This window comes from Subtercola boreus, assembly GCF_003399625.1.
GTDB classification, from domain to species: Bacteria; Actinomycetota; Actinomycetes; order Actinomycetales; family Microbacteriaceae; genus Subtercola; species Subtercola boreus_C.
The window spans coordinates 53354-66784 of sequence record NZ_NBXA01000032.1; the positions used below are offsets into that span (position 1 = coordinate 53354).

General features: G+C 67.6%; 11 protein-coding genes. 4 read left to right on the plus strand and 7 right to left on the minus strand.

Annotation, left to right across the window (positions count from 1 at the left end; translation table 11 throughout):
• Positions 1 to 7: 7 nt before the first annotated feature.
• The 6 genes from B7R21_RS17190 to B7R21_RS17215 form a co-directional block, all read right to left on the minus strand.
• On the minus strand, positions 8 to 1048 hold the full coding sequence (locus tag B7R21_RS17190) for a LacI family DNA-binding transcriptional regulator (protein ID WP_116284478.1): 1041 nt from the start codon (positions 1046 to 1048) through the stop codon (positions 8 to 10).
• 95 nt (positions 1049 to 1143) lie between these two features.
• A complete protein-coding gene (locus B7R21_RS17195) occupies positions 1144 to 2700 on the minus strand; it encodes a sugar ABC transporter ATP-binding protein (protein WP_216364286.1) in 1557 nt (518 codons plus the stop codon).
• 7 nt (positions 2701 to 2707) lie between these two features.
• Entirely contained in the window at positions 2708 to 3727 is a 1020-nt protein-coding gene (locus tag B7R21_RS17200) for an ABC transporter permease subunit (RefSeq protein WP_116284479.1), read from the minus strand.
• A complete protein-coding gene (locus B7R21_RS17205) occupies positions 3724 to 4770 on the minus strand; it encodes an ABC transporter permease (RefSeq protein ID WP_116284480.1) in 1047 nt (348 codons plus the stop codon). Before B7R21_RS17205 ends, B7R21_RS17200 begins: the two co-directional genes overlap by 4 nt.
• Complete coding sequence (locus B7R21_RS17210) at positions 4767 to 6290, minus strand: sugar ABC transporter ATP-binding protein (RefSeq protein ID WP_116284481.1); 1524 nt, start codon at positions 6288 to 6290, stop codon at positions 4767 to 4769. Before B7R21_RS17210 ends, B7R21_RS17205 begins: the two co-directional genes overlap by 4 nt.
• A 76-nt stretch (positions 6291 to 6366) precedes the next feature.
• Positions 6367 to 7347: an ABC transporter substrate-binding protein gene (locus B7R21_RS17215; RefSeq protein WP_116284482.1), complete on the minus strand. Its 981-nt coding sequence runs from the start codon at positions 7345 to 7347 to the stop codon at positions 6367 to 6369.
• 290 nt (positions 7348 to 7637) lie between these two features.
• On the opposite strand from B7R21_RS17215, the gene B7R21_RS17220 reads away from it, so the two are divergent.
• Together B7R21_RS17220 and B7R21_RS17225 are read left to right on the plus strand one after the other, a co-directional pair.
• Positions 7638 to 8456 carry an alpha/beta fold hydrolase gene (locus B7R21_RS17220; RefSeq protein WP_253259884.1) on the plus strand — a complete coding sequence of 273 codons (819 nt, stop codon included), beginning with the start codon at positions 7638 to 7640 and terminating at the stop codon, positions 8454 to 8456.
• Positions 8453 to 9913 carry a diguanylate cyclase gene (locus tag B7R21_RS17225; protein WP_116284484.1) on the plus strand — a complete coding sequence of 487 codons (1461 nt, stop codon included), beginning with the start codon at positions 8453 to 8455 and terminating at the stop codon, positions 9911 to 9913. The genes B7R21_RS17220 and B7R21_RS17225 overlap by 4 nt, the downstream gene beginning before the upstream one ends.
• 49 nt (positions 9914 to 9962) lie before the next feature.
• Here B7R21_RS17225 and B7R21_RS17230 read toward each other — a convergent pair whose 3' ends face one another.
• Positions 9963 to 11123, minus strand: coding sequence for an iron-containing alcohol dehydrogenase (locus tag B7R21_RS17230; protein ID WP_216364287.1), 1161 nt, complete (start codon positions 11121 to 11123; stop codon positions 9963 to 9965).
• 127 nt (positions 11124 to 11250) lie between these two features.
• Between B7R21_RS17230 and B7R21_RS17235 the strand changes: the two genes are divergently transcribed.
• Entirely contained in the window at positions 11251 to 12360 is a 1110-nt protein-coding gene (locus tag B7R21_RS17235) for an alcohol dehydrogenase catalytic domain-containing protein (protein WP_116284486.1), read from the plus strand.
• A gap of 139 nt (positions 12361 to 12499) precedes the next feature.
• A complete protein-coding gene (locus B7R21_RS17240) occupies positions 12500 to 13423 on the plus strand; it encodes a DMT family transporter (protein WP_116284487.1) in 924 nt (307 codons plus the stop codon).
• Positions 13424 to 13431 lie beyond the last annotated feature (8 nt).

The window sequence follows — 13431 nt, forward strand, 5'->3', positions numbered from 1 at the left end:
GCGCGCGTCAGGCGGTGCGCGCGTCGATGTTCCGCAGCAGGCTCGCCGTGCTGCCGCGCACCACGAGGGGGGCCGGCAGGTGGTCTTCGCGCGAGAACTCCGTGTCGGTCAGCGCCCGGAGCACGCGCTTCATGATGAGGTTGCCGAGCGCCTCGAAGTCCTGCCGCACGGTGGTCAGCGGTGGGCGGTAGTGCTCCGACTCGGGAATGTCGTCGAAACCGACGACGCTCACGTCTTCGGGCACCCGGATGCCCCGCTCGGACAGGGCGTGGATCAGCCCGAGGGCCATCTGGTCGTTGCCGACGAAGTAGGCGGTCGCGGCACTGGTCGTGGGAAGCTCCGACCCGATGCGGTACCCGCTGAGGGCGGTCCAGTCGCCCACGCTCGGGTCGCGCGCCACGAGCGAGTGGCTGCCGAGTTCCGAGCGCCAGCCCCGCACGCGCTCCAGGGCATCGGGCGAGTCGCTGGGCCCGGCGATGTGCGCGATCTCGCGGTGACCGAGCCCGATGAGGTGCCGTACAGCATCCCGCGCCCCGTCGTACTGGTCGATCGAGACCGAGTCCCGCCCTTCTGGCGCGCTCGGGTCGACCGTGATGAGGGGCATCCCGATCTCGAGCTGGTAGGCGGCGTCGAGGATGCTGCGGTGCGTCGAGATCATCACGATGGCCTCGACGTTCTGCCGCAGCAATGACTCGATCGCCTCGCGCACCCGGGTGCCGGTGGCGACGAGGATGCTCACCATGAGCACCGAATACCGCGCCTCCTGCGCCGCCTCGTTCACGTAGAGAGCCGTCGAGGAGGGGCCGTAGTCGGCGGCCCCCGTCGTGATCACTCCAATGATGCGCGAGCGCCGCGTGACCATCGCCCGGGCGGCCGGCGAGGGGGCGTAGCCGAGCTGCTTCACCGCCTCTTCGACCTTGAGCCGGGTGGCGGGCCGAACGTTCGGCAGATCGTTCATGACCCGCGAGACGGTCTGGTGAGAGACTCCGGCGAGGCGCGCGACATCGAAGATGTTCGCCGCTCTCGCCCTACCGCTCTGCTCCGCCACCGCTCCTGTTTCCTCTCGCAGCCTGTGACGCGCCGATGTTCCTCATCACATTATGCCGAGGCAACCGGGCAACGGCCTGCGATGGGCCCCGGCTCTCACCGCTCATCACTCTCGGCATCGTCGCCCGCACCCGCCTGGCTGCCGTAGGCGATGATCGCCAGCAGCCGATCCTCCGACAGGTCGTCGTTCTCGAGAACCACTTCGAGCCGGCCGTCGCGCATCACCCCGATGCGGTCGCTGAGCCCCACCAGCTCGCGGAACTCAGCCGAGATGAAGATCACCGACATGCCGTTCGCAGCGAGCTCGGCGATCAGCCGCTGGATCTCGGCCTTCGTCGCCATGTCGATGCCGCGGGTGGGCTCGTCGAGCACCAGCAGCCGCGGCGCGAGCGCCAGCCACCGGGCCAGAAGCACCTTCTGCTGGTTGCCGCCGGAGAGGGTCTTCACCAGCGCCTCCGGGTCGGCCGGCCGGATGTCGAGGGCTGTCATGTAGCTCTGCACGAGCTCGTCGCGATGCTGCTTGGGCAGCCGCCGCAGCCATCCCCGCTCGGCCTGAAGGGCGAGCAGGATGTTCTCGGCGATGGAGAAGTCGCCGATGATGCCCTCGACCGCCCGGTTGTCGGAGGAGTACGCGACGCCCTGCGAGAGAGCGCTGGCCGGCGAGCGCAGCCGCACCCGCTTCTCGTCGATCTCGATCTCGCCGCTGTCGGAGCGCTCGACCCCCGACAGCAGCCGCACAAGCTCCGACCGCCCCGAACCGAGCAGGCCCGCGATACCGATCACCTCCCCCTCCCCGACCTGCAGGTCGAAAGGTGCGATCGCTCCATTCACCCCCACGTGGTGCGCGCGGAAGAAGGGCCGTGCGGCGCCCGCAGACAGCTCTGCGCCCCCGTCCGCCACGAGCGGCGAGGGCAGACCGCGCGTGCGCGTGCCGGTCATCCGGCTCACCACATCGATGCGCAGGATATCGCTGGTGAGGAACTCGCCCACCGACCGACCGTCGCGCAGGATCGTGAGCCGGTCGCTCACTTCGTAGACCTGGTCGAGGAAGTGGGAGATGAACAGCACGGCGACCCCGCTCTCACGCAGCGAGTGCAGAACGCGGAAGAGCTCGGAGACCTCGTTCTGGTCGAGGCTCGAGGTGGGTTCGTCGAGAATGAGGATCTTCGCCCGTGCCGCGAGGGCCCGGGCGATCGCCACGAGCTGCTGCTCGGCGAGCGAGTGTGTCCCCAGCGCCGAACGCGGGTCGAGGTCGAGCCCGAGCTCGTCGAGCGCCCGCTCGGCATCCGCCTCCATCAGCTTCCAGTTGATGCCGAAACGACCGTGCCGCTCGCGCCCGAGCATGATGTTCTCGGCCACGCTGAGGTTCGGCAGCAGGTCCATCTCCTGGTAGACGGTCTGGATGCCCAGCCGCTGCGCATCGGCCGGGGAGGTGAACGCGGTCTGCTCGCCGCGCACCCTGATCGTTCCCGCACTGATCGACTGCACTCCCGTGAGCGCTTTGATCAGCGTGGACTTGCCGGCCCCGTTCTCCCCGATCAGCGAGTGGATCTCGCCCGGGAACATGCGGAACGACACCGAATCGAGCGCCCGCACGCCGCCGAAGTCGACAGAGACGCCCTGCATCTGCACGACCGGCTCATCAGCGAACATCGACCCATTATCGCTTGCGCCGGGCGACCAGCAGCCGTTGCAGCACGACGAACACGAGCAGCAGCCCACCGACGACGATCTTCGTCCACCACGAGTCCACCCCGATGTAGGTGATGCTGATCTCGATGAGCCCGTAGACCATCACCCCGAACAGCGACCCGATGACGTAGCCACTGCCACCGGTGAGGATGGTGCCGCCGATCACCACGGCGGCGATGGCGTCGAGCTCCATGCCGAGACCGGTGAGGCTGTAGCCCGAGCCGGTGTAGGCCGCGAAGATGAGACCCGCGATACCTGCACAGGTTCCGCTGATCACATAGACCGCGATGCGGGTGCGGGCGACCTGCAGGCCCATCAGGCGAGCCGACTGCTCGTTGCCGCCGATGGCGTAGACGCTGCGGCCGAAGCGGGTGTACTGCAGCACCCAGACCGATACCGCAACCGTCAGCACCGCGATGATCACCGTGGGCGTGACGAACCACCCGCCGCCGAGTTGGAACCGTGTTCGTTCGAGCCAGGTGACGGCCGGGTCGGTGATGGCGATCGACTGCAGGCTGACCACGTACGCAAGGCCACGGGCGAGGAACATGGCCGCGAGCGATGCGATGAAGGGTTGGATCTCGAAGACCTGCACGAGAACACCGATGAGAGCGCCGATCAGGCTGCCGCTCACCACGATGGCGGGGATGACGATGAAGGCGGGCCAGCCGGTCTGCAGCAACTGGGCCCCGAAGATGCCGCTGAAGGCGACCACGGCGCCCACCGAGAGATCGATGCCGCCCGTGAGGATGACGTAGGTCATGCCCACCGCGAGCACGATCAGGTAGGCATTGTCGAGAAAGAGCGACGAAATCAGGCGACTGGTGAAGAAGTTGCCGAAGACCGCCTGGCCCGTGATGAACATGGCCAGCAGGATGGCCGAAGTGGTCAGAACCGGAAGCCAGGCCGAGAGGCGCAACTGCCAGCGCGGTGTGCGACGGGGGGCTCGTTGGGCGAGAGGGCGTTCCAGGGTCGGGGCGGCGGTCATGCGGCGGCGCTCACTTTCACGGTCTCGGTGCGCTCGGCGCGGGGCGTGGGCTTTCGCCTCTTCGTCAGGAGCTGGCGCACCTTGGGCGACTGCAGCAGGCACACAACGATGACGACGATCGCCTTGAACAGCGGTGTCACCGCGGGAGGAACGCCGAGGAAGGTGACCGTGGCGGTGAGGGTCTGGATGATCAGAACACCGATCACCGTGCCCGAGAGCATGAACTTGCCACCCGCCAGCGAGGTTCCGCCGATGACGACTGCCAGGATGGCGTCGACCTCCACGTTGAGCCCGGCATTGTTGGCGTCGGCGGCCGAGATGTTCGAGCTGTAGATGATGCCCGCCGCGCCCGCGAGCAGACCACTGAAGCCGTAGACGATCCAGATGATGCCGCGCGACTTGATGCCGGCCAGCCGGCTCGCCGCCGGGTTGATGCCCACGGCCTCCAGCAGCACGCCGAACGCCGTGCGGCGAACGAGCAGCGCGGCGGCCACCACGGCGACCACCGAGATGTAGAACGGCACCGGCAGCCCGAAGACGTAGCCCGATGCGATGAAGTCATACGGACCACTGGTGATCGTGGTGATCTGCCCCTGGGTGATGAGCATCGCGATACCTCGGCCCGCGAGCATCAGCACCAGGGTGGCGATGATGGGCTGGATGCCGATGACAGAGACGAGGAACCCGTTCCAGAGCCCCAGCACGAGCGAGACACCGATGCCCAGCCCGATGCCCGTCGCGACAGTCACCAACGACTCGGGCGATCCGGAGTTCGCGATGTAGCTCAGGGCCACGGCACCAGAGATGGCGATGATGGCTCCCACGGAGAGGTCGATACCCCTCGTGGCGATCACCAGCGTCATGCCGATGCCCACCAGCATGAGCGGGGCGCTGTTGCGCAGGATGTCGATGAGAGAGCCGTACAGCTCACCGTCGTTCACGGTGACGCTGAGGAAGGAGGGGCGGCTGAGGGTGTTGATCACGACGAGCGCGACCAGTGCCGCGATCGGCCAGAACAGCCGGTGCCGGGTGAGGGTTCTCATTCGTCGCCGCCTTGGGCGATCAGGGCCACGACGTCATCCACGGTGATGCCTTCCTTGTTTTCGATCTCTGCGACTATCCTGTGGTCTCGCAGCACGCAGATGCGCTGCGACAACCGAACGACCTCATCGAGTTCTGACGAGATGAACAGCACCGCCATGCCGTCGGTGGCGAGCTGTGTCACGAGTTTCTGGATCTCTGCCTTGGCCCCGACGTCGATTCCGCGGGTCGGTTCGTCGAGAATCAGCACCTGGGGTGCAGTGGCGAGCCAGCGGGCGAGCAGTACCTTCTGCTGGTTGCCTCCCGAGAGATTCCTGATGAGGGCCTCCGGGTTGGCGGGCCGGATGTTCAGGGCGGCGATGTACTTCTGAGCCAGTTCGTCCTGCGACTGACGGGTCATCGGCCGGGCCCAGCCGCGCTTCGCCTGCACCCCGAGCGCGATGTTCTCGCGGATGGTCAGGTCGCCCACGATGCCTTCGGCCCGTCGGTCCTCCGACGAGAAGGCGATGCGCTGGTCGACCGAATCGCGAGGGTTGGTCAGCCGTACCTCGCGGCCGTTGACGAAAGAGCGCCCCGCGTCTGCACGGTCGGCCCCATAGAGGGCGCGGGCTAGTTCGGTGCGACCGGAGCCGAGTAGACCGGCGAGCCCCACCACTTCGCCGGGATACAGGTCGAGGTCGGCGGGTTCGACGCTGCCCTTACGGGCGAGCCCGCTGACGTTGAGCACCGGGTCGACACCTTCGGGCCTTTCGGTGTGCGCGACGCGCTCACCGAGCGACTCGAGTTCGCTGAACTCGCGCCCGAGCATCTTCGACACCAGGCTCACGCGGTCGAGCTCCGACGGCAGGTACTCTCCCACGAGCTCACCGTTCCGGAGCACCGTGAGGCGGTCCGAGATCTCGTAGACCTGGTCGAGGAAGTGCGAGACGAACAGGATCGCCACACCGTCTGAGCGGAGCGACCGCATCACATCGAACAGTTTCTCGACCTCGCTCCGGTCCAGACTCGAGGTTGGCTCGTCGAGGATGAGCACCGACGAGTTGATCACCATCGCCCGGCTGATGGCGATGAGCTGCTGCACGGCGAGCGAGTGCGCAGACAGCGGTGAGCGCGGGTCGACATCGAGATTGAGGCGGGCGAGGTGGATGCTCGCCGCATCGTGCGTGGCCGACCAGTTGATACCCCAGAAGCCGCGCACTTCATGCCCCAGCATCACATTCTCGCCGACCGTGAGGTTGGTGCACAGGTTCACCTCCTGATAGACGGTCGAGATGCCCGCGGCCTGGGCATCCGCCGTACCCGAGAAGTCGCGTTCGACCCCGTGGGCGATGATGGTCCCCGAATCGACCGGGTACACCCCCGTCAGCGCTTTGATCAGCGTGGACTTGCCCGCGCCGTTCTCCCCCATCAGCGAATGCACCTCCCCCGACCGCAGACTCAGGCCCACGTGCTGCAGGGCCTTGACTCCCGGGAATTCGATCGAGACATCCCGTACCTCGACCACGACTTCTGGCGCAGACATTCTTCTCCTTCGACGGTCGTCGGGGCCGAAGGGGCGGGTACCGGATGACCGGCGCCCGCCCCTTCGGCCCGGCGGTTCAGTACTTGCGGGTCGGCAGTGCCACGGTCGCCTGCGCCTGGTCGAACGCCTGGTCGTCGGCCACGTAGAGCTTGTCGACACTTTCGCCGGCGACGACCTTCTTCACCACGTCGGCCACCTTGTCGCCCAGCAGCGGGTTGCACTCCACCACATAGTTGAACTCACCCGTCGACAGGGCGGTCAGGCCATCCTTCGTGGCATCGATCGTGACGATCTGGATGTCCTTGCCGGGCGTCAGCCCCGCCGCCTTGATGGCGTCGAGCGCCCCGAGACCCATATCGTCGTTCTGGGCGAACAGCACGTTGATGGTCTTGCCGTACTTCTGCAGGAACCCCTCCATGACCGTCTTGCCCTCGGCGCGGGTGAAGTTGCCGGTCAGCGAATCGAGCACGTTGATGTCGGTACCCGCGATGGCCTTGTTGAAGCCCGTTGTGCGATCGTTGGCTGCCGACGATCCGGTCGTCCCCTCGAGCACCACGAGATTGGCCTTCTTGCCGTTGAAGGTGTCGGCCACGTACTTGCCGGCCGTCTCCCCCTCCTTCTCGAAGTCGTCACCGACGCGGGTCGTGTACAGGCTCGGGTCTGAGTCCACCGCACGGTCCTGCAGGATCACCGGGATGTTGGCGTCCTTCGCCTCCTTCAGAACGTCGTCCCAGCCGGTCTCCACCACCGGGGCGAAGACGATGGCGCCCACACCCTGGGTGATGAAGCTGCGGATCGCAGCGATCTGGTTCTCCTGCTTCTGCTGAGCGTCGGAAAACGTCATTTTGAAGCCGTTCGCGTCGCTCAGCGCGTCTTTCAGAGACGCGGTGTTGGCTGAGCGCCAGCCGCTCTCGGCGCCCACCTGCGAGAACCCGACCTTGATCGGGGAGCCGTCTGCTCCCCCGCCTGAAGCGCTCCCCGCGTCGCCAGCGGCACAACCCGTCAGCACCAGGGCGACAGCACCTGCCATCGCAAGCATTCCCATTAGTTTCTTCATGCCCAAACCTCCTCGTTGAGGGTGGCGTCGCCGCCACATTCGATGCCCACCGGGCAGGTCAATTGTGAACGCTAACAATACCCGCGGCAATGACTGCTGTGTAACGGTTTGGTCACGATCGGTTCACAATGCCGGGAGGAAATTTTTGTTTCGGCGAACACGTGACAACTTGCCGCGGAGAGCGAATCGTGGCTCGTGAACGCTCACATTTCAGAATGGAGAGGGGGTTGCGCATACTCGGCGGCGCGCCGCTAAACTGCCGACATGAACTGCTGTCGGAACACTGGCCAGTGAGCCCATCCGCAACCGGGAACGCCGAAAACGTGATCGCCCGCAACCACGTCGTCCTGCTCGGCGAACAGGGGCCCCCGATGATCTTCGGCCACGGCTACGGCACCAGCCAGAACATGTGGAGGCTGGTCGCCCCCCTCTTCGCCGGCGACCACCGCGTGGTTCTGTTCGACCACGTCGGTTCGGGCGACTCCGACCAGAACGCCTACAGCCGCAGCAAGTACGACTCCCTGCACGGCTACGCCGACGACCTGCTGGAGATCATCCACTCACTCGACCTGCGTGACGTGGTGTACGTCGGCCACTCGGTGAGCGCCATGATGGGCGTGCTCGCGGCGATCGCGGAGCCCGAGCTGTTCAGCAGGCTCATCCTGGTCGGCCCGTCGCCCCGCTACATCAACGACGCCGGCTACGAGGGCGGGTTCGAAGCGGCCGATGTGGAGGCTCTGCTCGACTCACTCGACGCGAACTACCTCGGCTGGGCTTCCACCATGGCGCCGGTGTTCATGGGCAATGCCGAACGGCCCGAGCTCGCCACAGAACTCAACGACAGCTTCGCGAAGGCCGACCCGGCCGTGGCCCGGCAGTTCGCCCGCGTGACCTTTCTCTCCGACCTCCGCAGCGAGCTCACCAAGGTGACCACTCCGACGATGATCGTGCAGTCCACCGATGACATCGTGGCTCCCGTCGCCGTGGGAGAGTTCCTGCAGCGGGAGATCGGCGGCAGCACGCTGGTGGTCCTGGAAGCCGACGGCCACTATGTGCACCTGGCCAACCCTGCAAAGCTCGCCGACACGATCAGGACCTTCCTGCCGTGAGCCCGGTCGACCAGGCAGAGGGCCTGTTCGACCATGCCCCGTGCGGGCTGCTCTCTGCTACGCAGGGCGGCGTCGTGACGAACGTGAACGAGACCTTCCTGTCGATGGTGGGGGCGACCCGCGCAGAGGTCGTCGGCCACTACCTGATTGAACGTCTGACCCGCGGCAGCAAGCTCTTCTACGAGACACGGTTCATGCCGATGCTGCGCCAGCAGGGTCATGCAAGCGAGGTCGCCTTCGACTTCCAGCTGTCGGATGCCCGTTACCTCTCGGTGTTCGTGAATGCGGTCGTCGACATCGACGTCTCCGACGAGAACTCGGGCGCGACCATCCGCTTCGCTGTCTTCGACGCAACGGTGCGACGCACCTACGAGCGTGACCTGCTGGCCGCCCGGCGCGCAGCGGAAGTGTCGGAGCGCCGGGTGCGCATCCTCCAGACCGCGACAACCGGTTTCGGTTCGGCAGAAACCGAGGCCGATCTGGGTGCGGCGCTGTCGGAGGCCGCAGAGGCGGCGACAGACGCCTCCCGCGTGGGGGTCTGGTTGCTCGATGGCACGGGCCAGCTCGTTCGCACGCAGGGATCCGACCACGTCGGCCGGATACCGATCGACGTGCACGGCCTCCTGGTCGACGCGCTGCGAACAGCGACGACCATCAGTTGCGGCGACCCAGCCGACCTGGAGGCCCGCTACCCCCATGATGCCGCCGACCTCCGCGCCCGTCGCATACAGGCGGTCACCGTGCTACCGATCATCGACGACGGAACCCCCATCGGCGTGCTGGCCTGCGGTTTCGGGCGCTCCCGCACCCTCGAGGCGGCCACGCTGGAGCTGTTGGAATCGCTCACTGAACAGGCCGTGCTGGTGCGCCAGCGCATGCGTCTGCGCGAACTGCTCTCCTACCAGTCGCTGCACGATGCGCTCACCGGCATGCCCAACCGGCTCTCCCTCCAGCGACGGCTCGACACGCTGCTCACCCGCGAAACGCCCGACCGCGAGGGCGTGGCACTCATCTTCATCGACCTCGACGGCTTCAAGGCCGTGAACGACCGGCTCGGCCACCGCGGCGGCGACCTCGTGCTGAAGCAGGTGAGCCAGCGCCTGTCCGAGGTGACGCGGGCGGGCGACATGGTGGGCCGGCTCGGCGGCGACGAGTTCCTCCTCATCTGCGAGAATGTCGACGAAGTCTCAGTGCTCGACATCGCCGAGCGGCTGCGCGTCGCAGTGCGACAGCCCTTCACCGGTGAGGCTGCCGACCTCCCGCTCTCGGCGAGCGTGGGCGTCAGCTACCACCGCGCCGGCCGTGAAGACAATACCGTCGGCTCTACCGGCTCCGGTTCGGCCGACGGCACCTCCGGCGGGGTCGTGACCGGGGAGGCGCTCATCCGCCTCGCCGACGAGGCAATGTACGAGTCGAAGCGCGCCGGCAAGGACCGCTACACCTTCGTACAGGTCTGACGCCGCAGAAGCTGCACCGCCACGTCGAGGGCGGGGCGGGGGGAGCGGGTCAGCGGTAGATCGCGGCGTAGAGGGCGGCGATGTCGTCGGGCGACGGCACCCGGGGGTTGTTGGCCGGGGAGCCGGAGGCGATGGCCTGCTGCACCATTGTCGGGATCGTCGCAGTCCAGGCGGCCTCGTCGATGCCGAAGGCCTCGGGGGTGGGGACGGCCAGGTCGCGGCAGAGCGCGCCGATCTCCGCAACCAGAGATTCGGCCGCCTGCGCATCATCGTCTGCGACGCTTGCGCAGCCGAGCGCCCGGGCGCAGTCGGCATACCGGGCCGTGGCGGAGCCCACCGAGAAGGCGGTGACGGCGGGGAACAGCATCGCGTTCGACAGCCCGTGCGCGACGTGGAAGTGCGCCCCGATGGGCCGGCTCATGCCGTGCACGAGGGCCACACTGGAGTTCGAGAACGCGATGCCCGCCTGCGTCGCGGCGAGCATGAGGGCCTCGCGGGCAGCTCGATCCGTTCCGTCGGCATACGCCCGGCGGAGGTGCGCGCCGATCGAAGTGATCGCCGTGAGACACAGAGCGTCGGAGAGCCGGTTGGCGCGGCGACTGACGTACGCCTCGACGGCGTGGGTGAGGGCATCCACTCCCGTGTCGGCCGTGAGACGCGGGGGCATGGAGAGGGTCAGCTCGAAGTCGATCACCGCGGCGGCGGGCAGGAAGGCCGGTCCGGTGCAGAGCATCTTCTCGTTCGATCCGCTGTCGGTGATGATCGTGAACTGCGTGGCTTCCGATCCGCTGCCGGCGGTGGTGGGGATGGCGACGACCGGGAGCGCGGGGCCGTCGTTTCGCCGGGGAGCCCGGTAGTCGGCCATCCGGCCGCCCTGCACGGCGAGTAGTGCGAGCGCCTTGGCGGTGTCCATCGGGCTGCCTCCGCCGAAGCCGATCACCAGGTCGGCGCCGTGCTCGTGGAGCGCCGCGAGCCCGCTGACCAGCGAATCCGTCGTCGGGTCGGGAACGGTCTCGGCCCAGAGAGCGGGCTGGAGCCCGGCCCCCGTCATCAGGGCCATCAACTCGGCGGCTGCGCCGTTGCCCTCGAGAAACCCGTCGGTCACGAGCAGCGGGCGGCTGGCTCCGAGCCCCGAGACGAGTTCGCCGAGCTCGCTCCGTGCGCCCCCACCGATTCGCAGCTGGCGGGGTTGGGCGAAGGTGAAGACCACGGTGTTCTCTTTTCGGCGTCCGGTGACGCCGGACAGCGGCGTCGTGACTTCGAATGTACTCGCCCCGCCCCGCCGCCACGGGTTGTGAGTAGGCTCGGATGGCGACATCCCCGAAGGAGTGTGACCGATGAAGATCACCGGAGCAGTGCTCGAGAGCCTCGACTCACCGTCACCGTTCGCCCGGTCGCGGCCGATCCGCATCAGGGAGCTCGAACTGGATGCGCCGGGCCCCCACGAGGTGCTGGTGCGCATCGAGGCGGCCGGCGTCTGCCACTCCGACCTGTCGGTGCTCACCGGAGTGCGCCCGCGCGCCGTGCCGCTGCTGCTCGGACACGAGGCCGCAGGAATCGTGGAGGCGCTCGGCGCCGAGGTCGACGACATCGCGGTCGGACAGCGCGTCGTGATGACCTTCCTCCCGCGCTGCGGGCACTGCGCCTCCTGCGCAAGCGACGGCCGCACCCCGTGCGAGAACGGCAGCGCCGCCAACGGTGCCGGCCGGCTGCTCGACGGGGCCAAACGGATCCATGACGGCGTGGAGGTCATCGACCACCACCTCGGCGTCTCCGCCTTCGCCGACCACGCGGTCGTCGACCGCCGCTCGATCGTTCCCGTCGACGACGACGTTCCGCCGCAGGTCGCGGCGCTGATGGGCTGCGCGGTGCTCACCGGCGGTGGTGCGGTGCTGAACGCGGCCCGGCTCGCACCCGGCGAGACCCTCATCGTGGTCGGTCTCGGCGGGGTCGGGATGGCCGCCGTGCTCGTCGGCCTCGCCGTCGAGGGTGCGCGGGTGATCGGCATCGACGCCAACCCCGACAAGCTCGCCCAGGCCACGGCGCTCGGGGCGCACGAGGTCTACGGGCCGGCCGAGGCCGTCGAAGCCGGCATCACGGCCCCCGCAGTGATCGAAGCCGTCGGCCGCGCCGTCGCCTTCGAGACGGCACTGGCACTGACGGCGCCCGGCGGCCGCACGGTCACCGTCGGGCTGCCGGCTCCGGATGATCTCGCCGCTGTCTCCCCGCTCGCCCTCGTCTCCACGGGGCGCACCATCATCGGCAGCTACCTCGGCAGCTCGATCCCTGCCCGCGACATCCCGATCTTCGTCGACCTCTGGCGCCTGGGCCTGCTGCCGGTCGAGAACCTCGTCTCGGCGGAGATCCACCTCGACGAGATCAACGAGGCGATGGACTCCCTCGCCCGCGGCGAGAGCATCCGCCAGATCATCGTGCCTACGGCCTAACACCTGTGCACCCCGGACGCAACAGAACAGGACAGGCGGGGGTACCCGTCGACGGCTGCGGCAGAAAGGCCCGATACTCATAGGGAGAACCCTTCCTCCCCGTGCTGCGGCACCCGAGTACGAATCGAGACCAGGCGCGATGGCCGTTGAGCTCGTCTCCCTCACCCCGATGCAGTCCCTCGGCATTCCGATCGCGCTGGTCGGTGCCGTGTTCCTCGCCCTCGGCGCGGAGTACCAGCACCGCGGTGTCAACAAGGTCGACGCCCGCACCGGCGGCCAGGGCAAGTCCGGCCTCGACCTCCGGCAGCTGGTGGCGCTGATCCGGCGACCCTCGTGGGTGATCGGCACCCTCATGCTGGCCCTGGCGATCGTGTTCCAGCTGACGAGCCTCTACCTCGCACCCCTCACCGTCGTTCAGCCGCTCGGCGCGATCGCTCTCGTCATCACCGCTGTGGTGAACTCCCGCACGACGAAGACGAAGCTCAGCCGTTCGACGATCCGCGCCATCGCGTTCTGCGTCGGCGGCATCGCCCTCTTCGTGACGGTCGCCGCGCTCACCACGTCGACCCTGCCGATCAACGAGACGCAGCTCGCGATCGTGCTGATCATCCTCGCCGTCGTGCTGGCCATCGTCGTGACTGTGTTCCTGCTGTTCCGGAACCGGGCGACACCGATCTTCTGGATCGTCGGGGCCGGCATCCTGTTCGGCTTCGTCGCCACTCTCGCCAAGGTCGTCATCGAGCGCATCCAGACTCTCTTCATGGACAAGTTCCACATCACGCCCGGTGACTGGCTGACCATCCTCTGCATCCTCGGGCTCATCCTGGCGGGGCTCGCGGGCAGCTACTTCGTGCAGACGGCGTACTCGTCGGGCCCACCCGACCTGGTGGTCGCCGGGCTGACCGTGATCGATCCGATGGTGGGCGTGACGATCGGCATCGTGGTTCTCGGCGAGGCGGCCTCGGCGCCCTGGTGGGCAAGCATCGCCTTCGTCGTGGCCGGGGCGCTGGCCGTCTACGGAGTGGTGCAGCTCTCGCGGCGAACCGACGTCGTGAAACCCTGACCGCGGGG

Excerpts from the sequence above, each read along its gene's own strand:
- B7R21_RS17215 (WP_116284482.1), bottom strand. The coding sequence starts at position 7,347 with ATGAAGAAACTAATGGGAATGCTTGCGATGGCAGGTGCTGTCGCCCTG.
- B7R21_RS17200 (WP_116284479.1), bottom strand. The coding sequence starts at position 3,727 with ATGACCGCCGCCCCGACCCTGGAACGCCCTCTCGCCCAACGAGCCCCC.
- B7R21_RS17240 (WP_116284487.1), top strand. The coding sequence starts at position 12,500 with ATGGCCGTTGAGCTCGTCTCCCTCACCCCGATGCAGTCCCTCGGCATT.
- B7R21_RS17210 (WP_116284481.1), bottom strand. The coding sequence starts at position 6,290 with ATGTCTGCGCCAGAAGTCGTGGTCGAGGTACGGGATGTCTCGATCGAA.
- B7R21_RS17235 (WP_116284486.1), top strand. The coding sequence starts at position 11,251 with ATGAAGATCACCGGAGCAGTGCTCGAGAGCCTCGACTCACCGTCACCG.
- B7R21_RS17205 (WP_116284480.1), bottom strand. The coding sequence starts at position 4,770 with ATGAGAACCCTCACCCGGCACCGGCTGTTCTGGCCGATCGCGGCACTG.
- B7R21_RS17195 (WP_216364286.1), bottom strand. The coding sequence starts at position 2,700 with ATGTTCGCTGATGAGCCGGTCGTGCAGATGCAGGGCGTCTCTGTCGAC.